The organism is Kitasatospora sp. NPDC059722 (assembly GCF_042733235.1).
Classification (GTDB): domain Bacteria; phylum Actinomycetota; class Actinomycetes; order Streptomycetales; family Streptomycetaceae; genus Kitasatospora.
Genome location: NZ_JBHWGD010000031.1, coordinates 33,795 through 52,884 on the forward strand (window position 1 = coordinate 33,795; position 19,090 = coordinate 52,884).

Sequence of the window (19,090 nt, forward strand, 5' to 3'; positions counted from 1 at the left end):
GCCGCCGGCTACCTCGACCCCGAACTCACCGCCCGCCGCTTCGTCGGCGCGCCCGAGGCCGTCGAGGGCAGCGACCGGGTCTACCGCACCGGCGACCGCGTCCTGATGCGCGCCGACGGCGTGCTGGAATTCCTCGGCCGGCTCGACGACCAGGTCAAGGTCAGCGGCGTGCGGATCGAGCCCGCCGAGGTCGAGGCCGCGTTCGAGCGCGACGAGCGGGTGCGCCGCGCCGTCGTCGCCGCCGCACCGGCCGCGGCGGGCGGCTACCGGCTGCTCGCCTTCGTCCAGGCCGCCTCCACCGAACTGCCCGAGGCCGCCGGCCTGATCGAGGCCGTCCGCCCGTGGCTGCCCGAACAGGCCGTGCCCTCGGTCGTCCGGCTCGTCGACGCCTTCCCCCTGGACGCCAACGGCAAGGTCGACCGCGCCGCGCTGCTGGCCGCCGAATCCCTTGAGAACGGTGTGACGGCCGCGGAAGGCGCCACCGACACGGAACGCACCGTCCTGCGGCTCTCCCGCGACCTCCTCGGCCGCGCCGACCTCGGACCGCACGACAACTTCCTGGAGGCCGGCGGCAACTCCCTCGCCGCCGCCCGCCTGCTGGCCGCGCTGGAGGACGAGTACGACGTGCGGCTGCGCGCCGCCGCACTGCTGCGCCAGCCCGACCTGCGCGCCGTCGCCCGGCTCGTGGACGAACGGCGCACCGGCGCCGGCGCCACCGCCTGACCGTGTCCTCGAAGCCTTGACCCAGGGCGCCCCGGCCAGCCGCCGGGGCGCCCGGAAGGGAACCACGTCATGCCTGCTGCGGACACCGTCCCGGCCCTCATCGCCCGGCACGCCGCCGAGCGCCCGCACGCGCTCGCCGTGACCGACGGCACCACCGTCCTGACCTACCGCGAACTCGCCGACGCCGCCCGGAAGCTGGCCACCGTGCTGGCCGCCCGCGGGATCGGCCCCGGCCGCGCCGTCGGCCTGCTCTGCGCCCGCTCCACCCGCCTCGTCGTCGCCCAGCTCGCCGTCTGGCAGGCCGGCGGCCATGTCGTCCCGCTCGACCCCGCCTACCCGCGCCCGCGCATCGCCGACATGATCGCCGACGCCGGCGTCGAGCTCACCCTCGGCGACAAGGCCCTGCTCGCCGAGGCCGGCCTGTCCGACGACCGCACCCTCGTCCTCGGCGAGCGCGGCACCGACGAGGAGCCGGCCACCCGGGCCCTGCCCACCACGGGCCCGGCCGCCACCGCCCTCGTGCTCTTCACCTCCGGCTCCACCGGCCGCCCCAAGGGCGTCCGGATCCCGCACGGCGGCATCGCCGACCTCGTCACCGCGCCCGACGGGATCCGGGTCGGGCCGCGCGACCGCGTCCTGTTCCACTCGGCCGTCACCTTCGACGCCTCCACCTTCGAGCTGTGGGCGCCGCTCGCGAACGGCGCCGCCGTCGCCGTCTCGCCCGCCGACCGGCCCACCTCCGAGGAACTCGCCGCCGACATCGAACGGTTCGGCGTCACCGTGCTCGTCCTCACCACCGCGCTCTTCCACCACCTCGCGGCCCGCCAGTCCCGGATCTTCGGCGTCGTGCGCACCCTCGCCGTCGGCGGCGAAGCACTCTCGCCCGACCACTCCGCCGCCGTGCTGCGCGCGTTCCCGTGGCTGGAGCTCGTCAACGGCTACGGGCCCACCGAGGGGACCACCTTCACCACCCTGCACCGCGTCGACCCGGCCGATTGCGCCGGCCCGGTGCCCATCGGCCGCGCCACCGGCGGCGCCCGCGTGCTCGTCCTCGACGAGGACCTCGCCCCCGCGCCGGCCGGCACCGTCGGCGAGCTGTGGATCGCCGGCGCCCGCGTCGCCGACGGCTACCTCGACCGGCCCGAGCTCACCGCCGAGCGCTTCCGCGAACTGCCCGGCGTCGGGCGCGCCTACCGCAGCGGCGACCTCGCGGCCCGCCGCCCGGACGGCGTCCTGGAGTTCCACGGCCGCGTCGACCACCAGGTCAAGGTGCGCGGCTTCCGGATCGAGCCGGAGGAGGTCGAGCACGCGCTGCTGCAGTTCCCCGAGGTCGCCGAGGCCGCCGTGGTCGTGCGCGGGGCCGGCCGGCCGGAGGCGGCGCTCACCGCGTGCGTCGTGCCCGCCGAGGGCACGCGGCCGCAGGCCGAGACGCTGCGCGCCCGGCTCGCCGAGCGGCTGCCGTCCCACCTGGTGCCCACCGCGTGGGCCGTCCTGGACGCCCTCCCGCTGACCGGCACCGGCAAGGTCGACCGCCGGGCGCTCGCCGAGTCCGCGCCCGCCGACGGTGGGACGGCGTCGGCCGCGGGGGAGGCCGCCACAGGGGCCGCCGTCACTGGGGAGGCCGTCGAGCTGACGCCGATCCAACAGGTCGTCGCCGGGGCCTGGGAGCGGGCCCTCGGCCGCCGGGTGACCTCGCCGACCGCCGACTTCCTCGCCGAGGGCGGCCACTCGCTGCTCGCCATGTGGGTCGTCGACGACCTCAGCGGGGACATCGGCGTCGAGCTCTCGCTCGCCGCCTTCCTGGCCGACCCCACGGTCGCGGGCCAGGCCGAACTCCTCGAACGGGCCCTGCGCGACGCGGAAGCCGTAGCCGCGGCCGAAGCAGCCGCCGACGCCGCTGCCGGAGTGCAGGGGGCCGAACCGCAGGGGGCCGAAGCGCAGGGGGCCGACCGATGAACGCCGTCGACCAGGCCGACCTGCTGCGGCGCGCCCGCAGCCGCACCCGTCCCGCCCCCGCCGAGCCCGCCCCGGCGGCGGACCCCACCGGCCCCGCCCCGCTCTCGCACGCGCAGCAGCGGATGTGGCTGATGGACCACCTCGGCCAGGGCGGCGCCCTCTACAACGTCCCGCTCGCCACCCGCCTGCGCGGCCCGCTCGACCCCGCCGCGCTCGCCGCCGCCCTCACCGCGCTCACCGAACGGCACGCCGTCCTGCGCACGCACTACGGCAGCCGCGGCGACGAGCCCTACCAGGAGGCCCTCCCGGCCACCCCGGTGCCGCTCCCGGTCGTCGACGCCACCGACGCGGACGCCCCCGGACTGCTCGCCGCCGAGGCCGCCCGCCCGTTCGACCTCGCCACCGGGCCGGTCCTGCGCGCCCTGCTGCTCCGGCACGCGCCCGAGGACCACACCTTCCTCCTCACCATCCACCACATCGCCGTCGACGGCGGCTCCCTGCCGATCGTCGGCGCCGAACTCGCCGCCCTCTACCAGGCCGCGCGCGATCAGCGTCCGGCCCAGCTCCCGCCGCCCGGACCGGCGTACGCCGAGCACGCCCGCCGCGAACGCGCCCGCGACGCCGAGCTCACCGCCGCCGCGGACAGCCGCGCCGCCCACCTGGCCGGCGCCCGCCCGCTGCCGCTCCTGCGGCCCGTCCCGCCCGGCGCACGCGAACGCCGCGCCGCCCTCCACAGCGCCCCGCTCGCCCCCGGCACCGTCGACGCGCTGCGCCGCCTCGGCGCCCGGCACGGCGCCACCCTGTTCGGCGTCGTCCTCGCGGCGGCCTTCGCCACGCTCCGCAACGCCTCCGGCGAGAGCGACCTCGTCCTCGGCTGCGCCAGCGGCCACCGCGCCGACCTGCGCACCACCGTCGGCCTGAGCGTCAACACCCTGGCGCTGCGGGCCGACATCGCGGGGGACGCGGCTTTCACGGCGGTCCTCGGGCAGGTCAGGAGCGCGCTGCTCGACGCGCAGGAACACCACGAGGTCCCGTTCGACCTGGTCCTCGAACGCCTCGGCGCCTCGGCCCGCGGCGCGGACGGCACCCCGCTGCTCTCCGTCAGCTGTGACGTCGTCCGCCCCTCCGAGCCGCTCGCGCTGCCCGGCCTCGCCGCCGAGAGCGTCGAACTCGACCTCGGGCTGGCCAAGTTCGGCCTCGCGCTGCTCGTCGAGGACGGCCCGCAGCCGCGCTGCCTGGTCCAGCACGACCGCGACGCCCTCGACGAGGAGACGGCCGGGCACCTGCTGGCCGCGTTCGCCGAGCTGCTGGCGGCCGTCGCCGCGGACGGGGAGCGCCGTGTCGACGAGCTCCCCGGCTCTCGCCTCACCATCTCCGAACACCCGGCGCTCACCGCACTGTTGGCCGATCCGCGGGTCGCCGAGGCGACGCTCGCCCGGTCGGCGGACGGGCCGCTGCTGGGCTACGCCGTCGTGCGCGGACCGGTCGCGCCCAGCGGTGCCGAGCTCAAATCGCTCCTGCGTCGGGCCGTGCGGGCAGACGAACTCCCGTCCGCCGTCGTCCTGTTGGACCGACTGCCCCGCCTTCCCGACGGCACGCCGGACCACGCCTGCCTGCCCGGCGCGGCCCGTCCCCCCGCACCCGGGGCCGACGAGTCCGGGCCGCTGGCCGCCGTCCGTACGGCCTTCGGCGAACTGCTGGGCACCGTCCCGCCCGCCGACGGCGACTTCTTCGCCCTCGGCGGCCACTCCCTCGTCGCCGTCCAGCTCGCCGAGCGCCTGCGCACCCGGACCGGCCTGCCGCTCACCGGCCTCGACATCCTGGAGCAGCGCACCCCGCGGGCCCTCGCCGGGCTCCTCGCCACCCGTGGCGACGAGCGCCGCGCCGCCCTCGCCCGCACCGGCGCCCCCGTCACACGGGCCCGCGCGGGCACGGTCCTGGTCACCGGCGCCACCGGCGGGGTCGGCGCGGCCGTGCTCCAGGAACTGATGGCCCGGGGCCGCCCGGTGCGGGCGCTGGTCCGGCCCGAGTCGGCCCACCTCCCGGCCCTCGACGGCGTCGAGGTGGCCGAGGGTGACCTCGCCGACCCCGACAGCCTCCGGCGGGCCGTCGAGGGCGCCGACGCCGTCATCCACGCCGCGTGCACCTTCACCGACCACGCGACCGACGTCGCCGCGATGCGCGCCCTCGTGGACGGCTGGCGCGGCGGACCGTTCGTCTTCGTCAGCAGCATCGACGCGTACGGCCGGCCCGCGGCCGTCGACGTCCCCGAGGGCGCCGAGCCCGGCCCCGGGCTCACCCCGTACGGGCAGGCCAAGCTCGACTGCGAGCGGATCCTCCTCGAATCCGGCCGGGGCCCGGCGAGCATCGTGCGCGCCCCGATCGTCTGGGGCCCGCACCAGCGGCTGCGCGACCAGCTCCGCTGGGGCTCCACTGGCGCCCTCTACCAGGCCGCCCTGGCGGGCGAACCGATCACCCTGCCCGACGGCCCCGAGTGGGCCGGCGCCTGCTGGGTCCACTCGGCCGCCCTCGCCCGGGCGCTCGGCGCGTGCGCGGTGGAGCAGCCGCCCGCGGCCGGACGGATCGTCAACGCCGTCACGGGGCACCTCTCCTGGACGGACTTCACGGCCGAGCTCGTCCGCCTGCTGGGGTCCGCGAGCACGGTCACCCCGGGGCCGGACGCCGACCGGGAGCTCCGACGCCCCTGGCACTACGGCGCTGATACCCTCGCCGCCGTCCTGCGCCCCGGGCCGGGCGAGGACTGGCGCACCGTGCTGGCCGCCATGACCGCCTGAGGCGCGGAGCGTTCCATCGAGCACGAGGCCCCCGGGAGCACCGTCCCCGGGGGCCTCGCCCTTTCCCGCTACTGCTCGACGTACTTCTTCAACACCTGCTGGTAGTCCGCGAATTCTGGCGAGGTGTGGAGCTTGTCGACGTTCTTGCCGAGGTAGACCATGCTCGGACAGGCGGCCTTCGCACTGCCCACCAGCCGTTCGTTGCCGAGTTTCCGGCCCGTCCGGGCCTCGTAGACGGTGACGTTGTAGACGCCCCGGTAGAGCTTCAACGAGTCCGTCGTGAACTTGCAGGTGGTCAGGAGGTCGCCCTCGTCCGGCTCGTCCAGGCACGCGAGCAACTGCACGCGGTGCGGGTCGAGCTTGTTCGCGCTCCAGTAGTCCGGCGCCTCCAGGGACGGGTAGACGGGGTGGGACGAGCCGGACTCGCTGATGTCGAACATCGCCACCGGATGCGGGCCCGGGCCGGTGTGCTCGGCGGCCTGCGGGAAGTACTTGCGCGCCAAGGAGCCCCCGCAGCCGGACTCGAAGTCCGACAGGCTCCGCAGCGCCTTGTCGCTCGCGTGCGGTTCGAAGACCACCCAGTAGCCGCCGTACCCGATCGCCCCCACCATCGCCAGCGCGACCACCCGCAGCGCCCACGTGCGGCGCTGCCGCTGCGCCGGGGTGACGGCCTTCCCGTCCAGGGGCCCGCGCCTTCTGCGGACGACCGCGTACACGAGGTAGCCGAACGGGGCGACCGCCACGGCGGCGAACAGCACGCCGACGAAGGGGTTGCCGCCCTGGAACCCGAACACGGAGAACAGGACCGCGAGCGCGATGAGCAGAACTATCAACCTGGCCATGGACATGCCTTCCAATCGAGAGCAGGCCGAGACTACCGGGCGCGGACGGCGGCGGGCGCGGCCGTGTCGCGGAACCGGGACACGGCTGATGCGCGGCTGTTTCACGGAAATTCCCGGTCCTGATTCTCCGAACGCCTCTTCCGTACGCATTCGGTGGCTATTTCCGACGGTCGCTCGAAAGCGGCTTGAGGAGGGGTGGAAATGCGTGGTTCGCCGTCGAGCCGGTGTGTTCCCATCGAGGTCGGGGACGAGCGCCGGGTAGGTCAACAGGTAGGTGTGATCGCGGAGGTGATGGAGCGTCATGTCTGGAGACGAGAGCGTGGTGTGGTCGAGCGAGCAGGGCCTGGGCGGCCTCCCGGAGCACGTCCGGGGATTCGGCCTGATGCACGTGGCGATGCGGCGTGACGCGGCCCGCCTGTGCGCGGCGGCGCGGAGCGTACGGCCCGGCGGCGCGCGGGCGTTGGGGGAGTGGTTCGGCCGGCTGCGCGCGGTGATCGACTGGCACCACCACAGCGAGGACGAGATCCTCTGGCCCTACCTGCGCGGGCACGTGCCCGGCTTCGACGGGAGCGGCGCGCTGGAACAGGACCACGGAGCGCTGGACCGCTCGATGAGCCGGGTGGCGGGCGTCCTGACCACCGGGCGGATCGAAGAACTCCCGGAGGCTGCCCAGGAGTTCGCCGACCTGGTCCGCGACCACCTGCGGCACGAGGAGCGCGTCGTCTTCCCGGTGCTCGCCGCCCTGGGCGTCGCGGAGTACGGCCGGGTCGAGCGGCGGATCATCGGGAGCGCCCCCGCCCAGGTGATGACCTACCTGCAGCCGTGGATGTTCGACGGCGCGGACGCGGCCTCGGTGGCCGCCGTCGCGGCGACCATCCCGGCGCCGGTGCGGCTGCTGGGCCGCACCGTCCTGGAACGCCGCTACCGGCGCACCCTGGCCCCGGTCCTGTGACCGGTCACCGCACCATCCGCGTCCCGAAGGAGTACCGATGAGCACCAACCGAACCGCACCACCCTCCACCTTCCAGGCCGGTTACGGCGCCCCTGTCGCCCCCGTCGCGGCCCAGGGCAAGGCCGCCGGGCCCGTGCTGGTGGCGGCGACCATCGCGATGGGCCTGATGGCGGGCCTGTTCTTCGCCTTCGACGTCTCGGTGATGCCGGGCCTCGCGAAGGGCGACGATCGTACCTACGTGACGGCGATGCAGAACATCAACAAGGCGATCGAGAACGGGCTGTTCGGCCTGGTCTTCGTCGGGGCCTTCGTGGCGACGGGCGTCGCCGCCTACCTCCAGTACAAGGCCGGCCGGCGCACCGCGGCGTTCTGGGCGGCGGCTGCGACCGTCCTGTACGTGGCCGCGCTGATGGTCACGATGGGTGTCAACATCCCGCTCAACAACCAGCTGGCGGCCGCCGGCGACCCGGCGCACATCACGGACTTCCACGGTGTGCGGGAGAAGTTCGAGGGCACCTGGGTGGCCACGAACATGCTCCGGACGCTGCTGTGCACGGCGGGCCTGGCGGCCCTGACCCGTGCGCTGTTCCTCCACGGGCGCGGCTCGCGCTGAGCGGACCCGCCCGACGCGCGTGCCCGCCCGGACGGCTCCGGGCGGGCACGACGCTCCCTCAGCGGTGAACGCGAAGTCGACGTCGGTGACCTCGGTGTCAGAGCGGCACTCGACTCCCTGGTCAAGGAGCCACGGGGAGAGTGCGCGGGCGGGGTCGGGCCGACCGGATAATGGTCGGGTGATCAACAAGCACCTGCGCGTGGTCCTGGCCGAGGACTCCGTCGTCCTGCGCGACGGCATGGTCGAACTGCTCGGCGCCCGCGGCTGCGACGTCGTCGCCACCGCCGGGACGGCACCCGAGCTGCTGGCCGCCGTCGCCGAGCACCGGCCGGACGTGGCCGTCGTCGACGTCCGGATGCCGCCCACCCACACCGACGAGGGCATCCGCGCCGCCGTCGAGATCCGCGCGACGGCGCCGGGGGTCGGCATCCTGGTCTTCTCCCAGCACGTCGAAGCGGCCTGGGCAGCCCGCCTGCTGGCGGACGGCTCGGCGGGCGTCGGGTACCTCCTGAAGGAACGCGTCGCCCGCACCTCGGAGTTCGTGGACGCGCTGCACCGGGTCGCCGAGGGCGGCACGGCGCTCGACCCGGAGGTCGTCACCCAGCTCCTTCGTGGCGGTCAGCGCAGCCGGGTGGACACCCTGACCCCGCGCGAGCGCGAGGTGCTGGAGCTGATGGCCCAGGGACACTCGAACCGCTCCATCGCCGGACTCCTGACGGTGTCGGAGCGCGCGGTGGAGAAGCACGTCGCCGCGGTGTTCGCCAAGTTCGGCCTGCACGCGACGGAGGCCGACAACCGGCGGGTGAAGGCGGTCCTCACCTATCTGGCAGAGAACGGGAGTTGACGGCCTTGACCGCCTTGTCGGCCGCACCGGCCCGGGGGACCCCGTCGACCGCGACGCAGATGCCGAACACGCGGTCGTGACCGGTCCAACCGTTGACGCGGCCCCGGTTGTTGCTGATCTGAACGCGCCGCTTCGCCGGATCGAGGGACGACACCAGATGCAGGTACACCGTCCCGGCGACACGGGCGAGGACGATGTCCCCGGGCTCCAGCTTCGACGGGTCGACCGGGGTGACGGTCACCAGCTGGCGGCTGCGGATCAGCGGGACCATCGACGAGCCGCTCGGCCGGAATTCCACGGTGGCCCCGCCGGCGACCCTGGCCGCCACCGCATCCAATGCACCCATCCGGTGATCGTGGCAGATCCGGCCGGGTCGGCCTACCGATTTTTGCCGTCGGACCTGCCGTCGGACCTGCCGGTGGGGCGACGATGGTTCCTTCAGGTTCGTTGGGAGGTTCGTCGGGTGGGTGAGCTCGTAGGGGCGTTCAGAGGTGCGTCGGCAGCTCCGCGGTGACGACCGTCGGTCCGCCGGGCGGACTGTCGATGCGCAGGACGCCGTCCACCGCCGCGAGCCGCTCGGCCAGACCGGTCAGGCCGGTGCCACCGCCAGGTGCGGTGCCGCCGCCGGGTCCGGTGCCGGGTGCGGGTCGGGTGCCGAGTGCTGCGCCGCCCCGGCCGTCGTCACGGACGATGAGGCGGATCCGGCCGTCTGCGGCGTGCGCGGTGAGCTCGGCCGCCTGCGCGCCGCTGTGCTTGGCGACGTTGGTGAGCAACTCGGCGGCGCAGAAGTAGACGGCCCGCTCGACGGCCGGGGCCGGACGCTCCCGCAGGTCGAGACTGACGTTGACCGGCACGGGCGAGGTGGCGGTGAGCCCCGGCAGCGCCTCCCCGAGGCCGCCGTCCAGGGCCACCGGGTGGATGCCCCGGGTGAGGCGGCGCAGCTCGGTGATGGTGTCGTCGGTCTGGCCGCGGGCGCGGTCGACGAGGGTGCGCAGCCGTTCGGCGTCCGGCGGCGCTCCGGTGAGGGTGTCGTCGGCCAGGGAGAGCGTGATGGCGAGGGCGACCAGCCGGGCCTGGGTGCCGTCGTGCAGGTCGCGCTCCAGGCGGCGGAGCTGGTCGGTGTTCTCCGCGAGCAGGACGGCCCGGGCGCTCTCCAGCTCCCGGACGCGCTGCTGGGCGCGGGCCGGGCCCAGCAGCAGCCGGGCGAGCCACCGGTTCAGCTCGCCCGTCGCCCGGACGGCGGCGGGCACGGTGGTGACGAGGGCCAGGCCGGCCAGCGGCGCCGTGTCCAGCCAGTCGACCGGGTGCGGTCCGTCCAGGAGACGCACCCAGAGCGGGAAGCCGATCAGCCAGCCGCACGCGAGGGGAAGCCCCACGGCGGCGGCGAACCCGAGGGTGCCGACCGGGAGCCGCAGGACGAGGTAGAGCAGCGTCCGCCACGCGACGGGATCGGTCAGCACGACCCGGCCGCGGGCGAACACGCCCTTGGGCCGCGGCAGCCGGGCCGGCCGCTCGACGTACGCGCCCAGCAGCCGGCCGACCAGCCACCGGTGCAGTGTGCCGATCCCGCGCGCGCCGAGCAGCGCGGCGACGACGAACGGCAGGCCGAGCACGGTGAGCGACAGCAGCGCCCCCGCGTAGAGGACGGCGACCGCGTACAGGCTGCCGAGCAGCGCGAGCGGCAGGCCGAGGACGGCGAACGCCCATTCGCCCTTGCGCACGGAGAGGTACGGCCGCCGCTCCCTCGATGAAGTCTCAGTCACGTCCGCCGCCGGCCAGCTCCGTCGCCGGACCCGCGATCGCCCGCAGACCCGTCACCAGGATCCCCGGAACGGTGAGCGCCACCGCGCCCGCCACGATCCATCCGCACGCGCCCACCGGGACGGACGGCACCGCCGAACCCGTCACCGCCCGGCTGAACGCCGCCGACGCCGCCCCCGCCACCGCCGCGCCCAGCAGCACGCCCAGCGCCGCCGTCAGCACCGCCTCCGCACCGAGCATGCGCATCAGCAGCCCACGCGTCGCGCCGACCAGCCGCAGCAGCGCGAACTCGCGGCGCCGCTCGGCGGTCACGGCGACCAGGGTGTTCAGGGTGGAGACGGTCGCAAAGCAGATCAGCAGCCCCAACTCGGCCTGGCGCAGCCAGACGTCCGTCGCGGAGGTGACGCTGCCCGCGCTCGCCCGTGCGGCGTGCCCGGCGGTACTTGTCATGATCGACATGGTGCCCGAAAGCCCGACCAGCAGGGCGACCGGCACCACGGCGGACGACAACCGCCGCGCGTACCCCCGCATGTTCGCATCGGCGAGCCACCCCGCACCGGGGACCAGCACCCGTATCGGTGCGCCCAGGACGGCCACCAACACACGCGCTATGAGCGGCCCCAGCAGCGCCGCCGCGACCAGCAGCACGAGCGAACCGAGCAGCGCCGCCTGAGCGGCCTTGTCCAGATCCTCCGCGGACCTGGTCGCGGCCAGCCGCAGCAGGAGCCCACCACCCACCAGCGCACCGGCCCCCGCGAGCAGCCGCAGCACACCCGTCCGCCCCTGCTCGGTCGAGCTCGCGGTCAGCGCGGCCGCCGGCGCGATCCGCGAGATCCGCCGAGCGGCCACCGCCGACGCCACCAGGCCGACGACCAGTGCGGCGGCGACCGCGACCAGTATCGGCACCGGACTGCCCGGCACCCGCACACCCGGCGCCGCCATCCCGCGCCGCTGCAAAGCGGCCAGGAACCAGCGGGCCGACACCGCCCCCAGGGCCCAGGCCGGCACCGCCACCAGCAGCGTCGTCGCGAGCACCTGGCCGCGCACCAGCCGCCGCGCCTGCCGGGGCGTGGCCGCTATCGTCCGCAGCAGCGCCAGCTCGCGGTGCTGCTGCCGGAGGGCGAAGCCCAGCGCGTTCACCACGACGAAGAACGACACCAGCACGGCGATCTCACCGAAGGCACCGGCGATCACCAGCACCCCCGGCCCGGCGACGGCCTTCCGGGCAGCCGCCGGAGCGGCGGCCTGGGCGGCGATCAGCGAACCGAAGAGCGTCACGGCGGCGATGGCGAGGAGCAGCGCGACCGCCAGACCGACGAAGGCGGCCGGCCGCCGGCGCAGCTGCCCGAGCGCGATCGAGACCACGGCCCTCACCCGCCCAGCCGGCTCAGCCGCTCGCCGACCTGGGCGGCCGTGGGCCGCTCCAACTCGTCGACCACCACACCGTCGGCCAGCAGCACCACCCGGTCCGCGTACCCGGCCGCGACCGGATCGTGCGTCACCATCACGCACGTCTGCCCGTCCTCGTCCACCCCCGCCCGGAGCAGGGCCAGGACCTCGTGCCCCGTGGCCCGGTCCAGCGCCCCCGTCGGCTCGTCCGCGAACAACACCTCCGGCCGGCTCACGAGCGCCCGGGCGATCGCCACCCGCTGCTGCTGCCCACCCGACAGCTGCCCCGGCCGGTGCCGCTCCCGCCCCGCCAGCCCCACCCTCGCTATCGCCTCCAAAACCAGACCCTGGGCCGGCCGTTCACCACCCAGCCGAGCCGGCAGCTCGACGTTCTGCGCGACCGTCATCGCCGGCATCAGGTTGAACGCCTGGAACACGAACCCCACCCGGCTGCGCCGTACCTGCGCCAACCGCCGCTCCGGCAGTCGCGACACCTCCGTCCCGCCCCACCAGACCGACCCCCGGGAGGGCCGGTCCATGCCCGCCAGACAGTGCAACAAGGTGGTCTTCCCGGACCCGGACGGCCCCATCACCGCCGTGAACGTCCCGGGCGCGAAGCCCACCGACACCCCGCGCAACGCCCGCACGGCACCCGAGCCGCGACCGTACTCCCGGTACAGCCCCTCGGCCCGCGCGGCGAGGACCGCCGTCCCCGGATCCATCGTCATCTCAGCCATGCCTCAATCCTGGGCGGGCGGAGCGCCGAAAACGATCGTGCTGGCACCCGAATCCGGGGTTCGGAAAACCGAACCCCCAGGTGGGGAGGTAGGTACCGGCCGCGGGTCTTCCACCGGGAGGGGCCCTGACGGCTGAGGCGCCCTGCCAACTCGGGCGTCCTGACGGCTCAGGAATCCTGACGGCTCAGGAATCCTGGACGACCATCCTGCCCTGGGCACCGTCCTCGGACACGAAGGCGAACAACCTCGGCGCCGCGCCCAGGTTGAGCCGGAACGGCACCCAGTTCGAGTCCAGCTGCAGCAGCAGTCGCCAGGGGCCGCCGTCCGGCCACTCGTCCCCCTGGAAGAACAGTGGCGTCCCGCCGATCTTGTCGCCGTCGATCCGCTCGACGTAGCGGTCGCGGTCGGCGGCCGGCAGGGCTTCGAGTTCCTCATCCGTCATGGGAGCGGGCTCGGAGACGGGCCGCAGATCGACGGTGAACTCCACGGCCGACCCGTCGTCGCCGTACAGGCCGGGGCCGGTCTCCAGTGGCAGGGTCGTGAGCGGAAGCACCGGGCCGGCAAGGTCGCCAGCCGGCTGCACGATCACCGCGTTCTCACCGCCGTCGGGGTCGATGACGTCGGGATCGAAGAAGTCCTCCTCGTGATCGGCGTGGGTCACGAAGAGGTAGGCCACCTTCCCGTCCCCGGCCGCTCCGAGCACCGGGCCCAACTCGACCTGGCCGACGAACCGCATCGGCCGGTCCCATGCCGTGCTGACCGGCCACTGCGGGCCGGTCAGCCACACCGGTTGGCCGCCGAACTTGGTCGTCGGCGTGGAGACCGGACGGTCGGCCGCGGAATAGCCCTCGATGTGCAGCGATGTTCCCATGACCGGCATCATGCCAAGCGAGGATTCCACTCCTGGAGCAGGAGCCCGGCCTCCGTACGCGCCGCCTCGTCGGGTTCCGCGTCCGAGGCGAGCTCCGTCGCGAGGCCTTCGAAGTACTCCTGGTCCTCGTCCGACCGCAGGCAGACGTTGAGGATCGCGTCGCCGAGGTGGTCGGTGGTGTCGACGTCGGCCCCGGCGAAGGCCGCGAGGACCAGTCGCAGGCCCAGGAGATCGCGCCGCCTGAGCAGCGCCTCCGCCGTCCTCTGTGTGACGGCCGTGTCGTGGCCGTCCTGCAGGAGGCGGCGGAGGACCGCCGCGACTTCGGGTACGTCCGCGTGGGCGGCGAGCTGCCGGCCGGCGTTCGCCCGGTCCGACCAGGACGGCGAGGTGGAGGCGCGCAGCACCGCGTTCAGCATGGAGCCATCCTGGCACGGGCTCACGGGAGGGCGATCGTGGTGATCAGGATGCCGCCGGTGTGGTGCCAGTGGCCGGTGAGGGTTTGTCCATCCCGGTGGGTGGTGAAGGTCCCGTCAGGGCACACCGTCACGGGCATCTCGACGAGCGGGGCCCACCGTCGGGTCAGCGGGTACCAGGCCTTGTAGACGGCCTCCTTGGCACTGAACAGCAGCCGGTCCCAGGGGACGAGGCCCGGAGGCAACTGCGCGAGTCCGGCTCGCTCGGCGGTGGAGGCGGTGAGCCCCAGGATGCCGACCGGCAGCGGCCGAGCCGGCTCGGCGTCGATGCCGAGCGAGGCGAGCCGCCCGGCCGGCGCGACCGCACACGCGGTGTACCCGTCGCAGTGCGTGATGCTGCCGACCACGCCGTCCGGCCACACCGGTGCACCCCCGGCCCCGGGCAGCAACGGCGACGGTGCGAAGCCGAGTTGCCCGAGCGCCCGCCGCGCGAGCGTACGGGCGACGGTGAACTGCCGCGTGCGCCGCTCCGGCCGCCCCGCGACGTGCGCGGCCTCGGCCGGGAGGAGCGGCGCCTGTGGCCCGTCCCCGAACGCCTCCGCCCACCGGACGGTGCCGCGCGCGGTGCCGCGTATCGGCAGGGCGGGCGGCGCCGGGGCGGTGATCACGCGCTCGTGCCCTTGGCGTCGTCCCGGTGGGTGTCGAGGTGGGTGCGGAGCTGGGTGAGGGCGCGCTGGGTCTGCTGGGAGTGCTTGAAGCCGAGGTGGGCGACCTTGTCGAGGAGGGCGGGCCAGCCGTGGGGGGTACTGGTGAAGGTGATGGTCAGCCGGGTGCGGGCGCCGTCGTCGACGGGGGTGAGGGTGTAGGAGAAGTCGCCGGTGAAGTGGCCGGAGAGAGTGGTGGTGAGCTGGCGCTCGGCGTCGACGTGGGTGGTGGTGGCGGTGAAGCGCAACTTCGGCCCGGGCTTGCCGACACCGTTGGGGTGGACGGTGATCCGGGAGGTGCCGCCCTTGTGCTGGGGGGCGGTGGAGCCGGGCTGGAAGGTGTTGTGGGGGGTCCACCAGTTGGCGGCGCCGTTGAGCTCGGCGACGAGGGCGTGCCAGACGCGGTCGGTGGGGTGGTTGAGGATGGTCTCGTCGATGACGTCGATGGTGTGCACGGCAGTTGACCTCACCTTCGGTTTTGTGTGTGTGGGTTAGTTGTGGGTGGTGTTTTGGGTGGTGGTGGTTTGGTAGTTGGTGTGGTCGAAGTGGTTGGTTTGTTTGTGGTAGGTGTGGGTGTAGGTGGGCCAGATGGTGGGGTTGTTGCCGTGGGTGTCGTGGTACCAGCTGTGGCAGTTGCCGGTGTTCCAGACGGTGTTTTTGAGTTTGTTTTGGAGTTGGGTGTTGTAGTGGGTTTGGGCTTGGTGGCGGGGGTGGAGGCTGGTGATGTTGTGGGTGGTGGTGGTTTTGAGGGCTTGGATGATGTAGGTGATTTGGGCTTCGATGATGACGGTTTGGGAGGAGTGGCCGAGGGTGGTGTTGGGGCCGAGGAGCATGAAGAGGTTGGGGTAGCCGTGGATGGTGGTGCCGCGGTGGGCTTGGATGCCGTGTTGGGTCCAGGTTTGGTTGAGGGTGGTGCCGTTGGCGTTGTGGATGCGGTGGGTGATGGGTTGGTTGGTGGGGGTGAAGCCGGTGGCGAGGATGATGGTGTCGATGTGGCGGGTGGTGCCGTCGGTGGTGGTGATGTGGGTGGGGCCGATGTTTTTGATGGGGGTGGTGATGATGTTGACGTTGGGTTGTTGGATGGCGGGGTACCAGGTGTTGGAGAAGAGGAGGCGTTTGCAGCCGATGGTGTAGTCGGGGGTGAGGAGGGTGCGCAGGTGGGGGTCGGGGACGGATTTTTTGAGGTGGGTGGTGGCCATGTTTTTCATGGCGGTGGTGCGGGTGGGGCGGGACATGAAGTAGGCGATGATTTCGCGGCCGTGTTTGTTGAAGTTGCGGCGGAATTGCTGGTAGCCGGGGAGGTGTCGGAGCATCCAGGTGTGGCGGGGGGTGTTGGGTTTGTCGGGTTTGGGGGCGATCCAGGGTGGGGTGCGCTGGTAGAGGTCGAGGCGTGCGGCTTGGGGTTGGATGTGGGGGAGGAATTGGATGGCGGAGGCGCCGGTGCCGATGACGGCGATGGTGCGGCCGGTGAGGTTGTGGTGGTGGTTCCATTGGGCGGAGTGGAAGAGGGTGCCGGTGAAGGTGTGGATGCCGGGGATGTCGGGGATGGCGGGGGTGGAGAGGTAGCCGGTGCCGGTGATGAGGAATTGGGTGGTGTAGCGGCCGCCGGTGGTGTGGAGGTCCCAGTGGTGGTGGGTGTCGTTCCAGTGGGCGGTGAGGAGTTCGTGGTTGTAGCGCAGGTAGGGCAGGACGCCGTGTTTGTGGGCGCAGTCGCGGAGGTAGTCGTGGACTTCGCTCTGGGTGGCGAAGGTGGATTTCCAGTGGGGGTTGCGGGCGAAGGAGAAGGAGTAGAGGTGGGCTTGGACGTCGCAGGCGCAGCCGGGGTAGGTGTTGTCGCGCCAGGTGCCGCCGAGGTCGTCGGCGCGTTCGAAGACGAGGAAGTCGTCGGTGCCGGTCTGCAGGAGGCGGATGGCGGTGCCGAGGCCGGAGAAGCCGGTGCCGATGATGGCGACTTTGAGGTGGCGTAGGACGGGGCCGGCGTCGGTGGCGGGGTCGGGGGCCGTGGCCTGGGTGGTGGTGGGGTCGGTGGTGGCCTGGGCGGGGGTGGGGGTGGGGGGCGGGCTGTCGTCGTCGCCGGTGGTGGTGGGGCGGGGGGTGGTGGTGGTCATGGTGGTGGTGTGTTCCTTTCTTTGTGTTTCCGGGGTTGTTGCGGGCCCGGGGGCCGGGGTGGGTGTGCGGGCCGCGGGGGTGGTGGCTGGGGCTTGTTGAGGCGGGTGCCGGGCGGTGGTGCTCTGGTGCGGGGGCGGGGCGGGGTTTCCCGGGGTGCGGCCCGGGGTGCGGCCCCGGGGGCCGGCGGTGGTGGCGTGTTGTGCCGGGTGTTGTGGTGGCCGTTTCCCGTGGTGGGCCGGGGTGTTCGGTGTGTTGTTTCCCCGTGGTGGGTCCTGGTGGCGGGCCGGGGTCGCGGCGGGTTCCGGGTGGTGTTGCGTTGTGTGGTGCGGGAGTTGCCTTCGCGGGGGGCGGGGGGCGGGGGGCGGGGGGCGGGGGGCGGGGGGCGGTTGCCGGGGGCGGGGCCGGTTGCCGGGGTGGCTCGTGTGTTGTTCCGGGGCTGTTTCGTGGGCTGGTTGCCGGTGTTGTTCCTGGGGCGGGTGCCCTGGTGGCCTTCTGCGGTGTCGTGTGGCCGTTTTGGGCCGGCTTGGTTCCGCTGTGTCCGCGCTGGCTTGGTTCCGTTGTGTCCGTGCCGGCTTGGTTCTGTTGTGTTTGTGCGGGCTTCGTGCCGGGGTTTTTGTGCGGGGGTTTGCGTGCCGGCCCGGGGTGTTCCCGGTGTCGTTCCTCGGGTTGTCCGTGAGCGGTTCCTCGGGCTGGTGTGGGGCGGTTCCGTGGGTCGTTCCTTGGGCCGGTCCTGATCTGTTCCTTGGGCGTGTGGAGCTGTTCTCGGGGCCGGCCTCGGCGGGTTGTTCCTGTGCTGTTTCCCGGGGTGGTTCTGGTGGGGTGGTTGCCGGTGTTGCCCGTGGGGTCGTGCGGCCCGTCGTGTGGCGGTTGTGGGCGGGCTCGGTTGCGTTGTGTCCGTGCGGGCTTCGTGCCGGCTGGGGTTGTTCCTGGTGTTGTTGTTGGTGCTGTTCCTGAGGTGTTCCTCGGGCGGGCTGTGTGTTTCGGGTCGTTGGTGCGGGCTGCTGCGGTCCTGCGGGCGCGGTGCCGCCGCAACGAGGCCCCGGTGAACGGCACTTGGGCCATCCCGGCGGCGGCCCGGCAGTCCGGCACCGCGGCGGCCCGGCGGCCCGGGAGCCCGGCACCGCGGCACTTGGGCCGTTCCGGCGGTCCGGTGCCGGGGTGCCGCGGGAGCCTGGCGATCCGGTGTCTGGGTCCTGGTGCGGTCGCCCCGGGGACGCCGGGGCCGGGGCGGGGGGTGGGTGGGGTTTTGGCTGGTGGGGGGTTAGGGGCGGCGGGTGAGGGTGACGCGGAAGTTGTTGAAGATGTGGTCTTCGAGGGTGTAGGCGAAGATGTCGAGGTAGCGTTCGAAGCGGGCGATGGTGGTTTCGTCGGCGTGGGTGAGGGCTTCGGTGCGGTGGGTGGCGAGGTGGTGGAGCCAGGCGCGGCAGGCGCGGGCGAAGGATTCGGGTTCGTTGCGGATTTCGGTGACTTCGAAGAGTCCGTCGAGGCCGGTGGCGAGTTCGGGCAGGCGGGGGATGTGGCAGCCTTCGAATTCTTCGCGCTGGAGGAATTTGAGGTCGTCGAGGAGCTGGCGGCGCAGGGGCGGGTTTTCGACGGTCATGGTGTGGAGGACGAAGCGGGCGCCGGGCTTGAGGAGGGAGTGGACCTGCTTGAAGAAGACGCGGTAGCGCTGGGTGCGTTCTTTGGGGGTGAGGGAGGACAGGACGAAGTGTTCGAGGGCGTTGATGCAGAACGCGGCGTCGTAGGGCTGGCCGTCGTGCTGGTGGTCTTCCCAGGATTCGACGCGGGCTTCGATGGCGGGGTTGTCGAGGGCGGTGATGAAGTCGGCCTGGGTGCGGGAGAGGGTGACGCCGACGGCGCGGGTGACGCCGTGGACGGTGGTGAGGCGGTTGAGCATGGTGCCCCAGCCGCAGCCGATGTCGAGGACTTTGGCGGTGTGGGCGGCGTGGGCGAGGTCGGTGAAGACGTCGAGCTTGCGTTCCTGGGCTTCGTCGAGGGTGGCGACGAGGTCTTCGCCGTCTTCCCAGTAGCCGCCGGAGTACATCATGGTGGGGCCCAGGATGAGGCGGTAGAGGTCGTTGCCGACTTCGTAGTGGTGGCGGATGGCTTCGACGTCGGGGTTGATGGAGCGGGCGTCGATGGTGGTCATCGGGGGTGTCCTGTTCTGTCGGGGGTGGGTCGTGGTGTGGTTGCGGGCCGGGGCCGCCGGGTGGCGGTCGTCGGGGCCCGGTGGTGGGGGTGCGGGGGCCGGCGTGCGGTGACGGTCCGTCCGTGGCGGGTGCCGGTGGCCCGGGTGTTGTGCCGGGCGTGAGGCCTGCGGCCGTGGTGGCCGTGGTGGTGCGGGGGCCGTGAGGCGTGGGCCTTGCGGCGGTGGTCGGTGG

17 protein-coding genes are annotated in these 19,090 nt (G+C 73.4%); 6 read left to right on the top strand and 11 right to left on the bottom strand.

The genetic code is table 11. The features are described from left to right. The 3 genes from ACFV4F_RS20810 to ACFV4F_RS20820 all read left to right on the top strand — a co-directional run. On the top strand, positions 1 to 723 hold a 723-nt coding region (locus ACFV4F_RS20810), incomplete at its 5' end, for a phosphopantetheine-binding protein (RefSeq protein ID WP_380504377.1). Between the two features lie 69 nt (positions 724 to 792). Further along, positions 793 to 2,679 (top strand): non-ribosomal peptide synthetase, encoded by a 1,887-nt coding sequence (locus ACFV4F_RS20815; RefSeq protein ID WP_380504380.1) that lies wholly within the window; start codon positions 793 to 795, stop codon positions 2,677 to 2,679. Next, the gene (locus tag ACFV4F_RS20820) at positions 2,676 to 5,474 is read left to right on the top strand and encodes a condensation domain-containing protein (RefSeq protein ID WP_380504383.1); all 2,799 of its coding nucleotides are present in this window, start codon (positions 2,676 to 2,678) and stop codon (positions 5,472 to 5,474) included. Before ACFV4F_RS20815 ends, ACFV4F_RS20820 begins: the two co-directional genes overlap by 4 nt. Before the next feature lie 68 nt (positions 5,475 to 5,542). On the opposite strand, the gene ACFV4F_RS20825 is transcribed toward ACFV4F_RS20820, so the two are convergent. Continuing rightward, positions 5,543 to 6,316: a hypothetical protein gene (locus ACFV4F_RS20825; RefSeq protein ID WP_380445804.1), complete on the bottom strand. Its 774-nt coding sequence runs from the start codon at positions 6,314 to 6,316 to the stop codon at positions 5,543 to 5,545. A 301-nt stretch (positions 6,317 to 6,617) separates the two neighbouring features. Between ACFV4F_RS20825 and ACFV4F_RS20830 the strand changes: the two genes are divergently transcribed. The 3 genes from ACFV4F_RS20830 (at position 6,618) to ACFV4F_RS20840 (ending at position 8,725) form a co-directional block, all read left to right on the top strand. Beyond that, positions 6,618 to 7,268 carry a hemerythrin domain-containing protein gene (locus ACFV4F_RS20830; RefSeq protein WP_380504386.1) on the top strand — a complete coding sequence of 217 codons (651 nt, stop codon included), beginning with the start codon at positions 6,618 to 6,620 and terminating at the stop codon, positions 7,266 to 7,268. A gap of 37 nt (positions 7,269 to 7,305) precedes the next feature. Beyond that, on the top strand, positions 7,306 to 7,881 hold the full coding sequence (locus tag ACFV4F_RS20835) for a DUF1772 domain-containing protein (protein WP_380504389.1): 576 nt from the start codon (positions 7,306 to 7,308) through the stop codon (positions 7,879 to 7,881). A 178-nt stretch (positions 7,882 to 8,059) separates the two neighbouring features. After that, complete coding sequence (locus ACFV4F_RS20840; protein WP_380504391.1) at positions 8,060 to 8,725, top strand: LuxR C-terminal-related transcriptional regulator; 666 nt, start codon at positions 8,060 to 8,062, stop codon at positions 8,723 to 8,725. On the opposite strand, the gene ACFV4F_RS20845 is transcribed toward ACFV4F_RS20840, so the two are convergent. From ACFV4F_RS20845 to ACFV4F_RS20890, 10 genes are all read right to left on the bottom strand, one after another. Further along, positions 8,697 to 9,071: a S26 family signal peptidase gene (locus ACFV4F_RS20845; protein ID WP_380445800.1), complete on the bottom strand. Its 375-nt coding sequence runs from the start codon at positions 9,069 to 9,071 to the stop codon at positions 8,697 to 8,699. The two genes, ACFV4F_RS20840 and ACFV4F_RS20845, sit on opposite strands and share 29 nt — an antisense overlap. Before the next feature lie 139 nt (positions 9,072 to 9,210). After that, the gene (locus ACFV4F_RS20850; protein ID WP_380504394.1) at positions 9,211 to 10,488 is read right to left on the bottom strand and encodes a sensor histidine kinase; all 1,278 of its coding nucleotides are present in this window, start codon (positions 10,486 to 10,488) and stop codon (positions 9,211 to 9,213) included. Then, positions 10,481 to 11,851 carry an FtsX-like permease family protein gene (locus ACFV4F_RS20855; RefSeq protein WP_380504396.1) on the bottom strand — a complete coding sequence of 457 codons (1,371 nt, stop codon included), beginning with the start codon at positions 11,849 to 11,851 and terminating at the stop codon, positions 10,481 to 10,483. Before ACFV4F_RS20855 ends, ACFV4F_RS20850 begins: the two co-directional genes overlap by 8 nt. A 5-nt stretch (positions 11,852 to 11,856) precedes the next feature. Further along, positions 11,857 to 12,612 carry an ABC transporter ATP-binding protein gene (locus ACFV4F_RS20860; RefSeq protein ID WP_380504399.1) on the bottom strand — a complete coding sequence of 252 codons (756 nt, stop codon included), beginning with the start codon at positions 12,610 to 12,612 and terminating at the stop codon, positions 11,857 to 11,859. Between the two features lie 184 nt (positions 12,613 to 12,796). Next, positions 12,797 to 13,483 (bottom strand): DUF1963 domain-containing protein, encoded by a 687-nt coding sequence (locus tag ACFV4F_RS20865; RefSeq protein ID WP_380504402.1) that lies wholly within the window; start codon positions 13,481 to 13,483, stop codon positions 12,797 to 12,799. Positions 13,484 to 13,491: 8 nt separating this feature from the next. After that, positions 13,492 to 13,899, bottom strand: a complete 408-nt coding sequence (locus ACFV4F_RS20870) for a hypothetical protein (RefSeq protein WP_380504405.1) — start codon at positions 13,897 to 13,899, stop codon at positions 13,492 to 13,494. 20 nt (positions 13,900 to 13,919) lie between these two features. Continuing rightward, positions 13,920 to 14,564, bottom strand: a complete 645-nt coding sequence (locus ACFV4F_RS20875) for a 4'-phosphopantetheinyl transferase (protein WP_380504408.1) — start codon at positions 14,562 to 14,564, stop codon at positions 13,920 to 13,922. Then, entirely contained in the window at positions 14,561 to 15,055 is a 495-nt protein-coding gene (locus tag ACFV4F_RS20880) for an SRPBCC domain-containing protein (RefSeq protein ID WP_380504410.1), read from the bottom strand. Before ACFV4F_RS20880 ends, ACFV4F_RS20875 begins: the two co-directional genes overlap by 4 nt. 36 nt (positions 15,056 to 15,091) lie before the next feature. Next, positions 15,092 to 16,708 (bottom strand): flavin-containing monooxygenase, encoded by a 1,617-nt coding sequence (locus tag ACFV4F_RS20885; RefSeq protein WP_380504413.1) that lies wholly within the window; start codon positions 16,706 to 16,708, stop codon positions 15,092 to 15,094. 1,262 nt (positions 16,709 to 17,970) lie between these two features. After that, a complete protein-coding gene (locus ACFV4F_RS20890) occupies positions 17,971 to 18,858 on the bottom strand; it encodes a class I SAM-dependent methyltransferase (RefSeq protein WP_380448689.1) in 888 nt (295 codons plus the stop codon). Positions 18,859 to 19,090 lie beyond the last annotated feature (232 nt).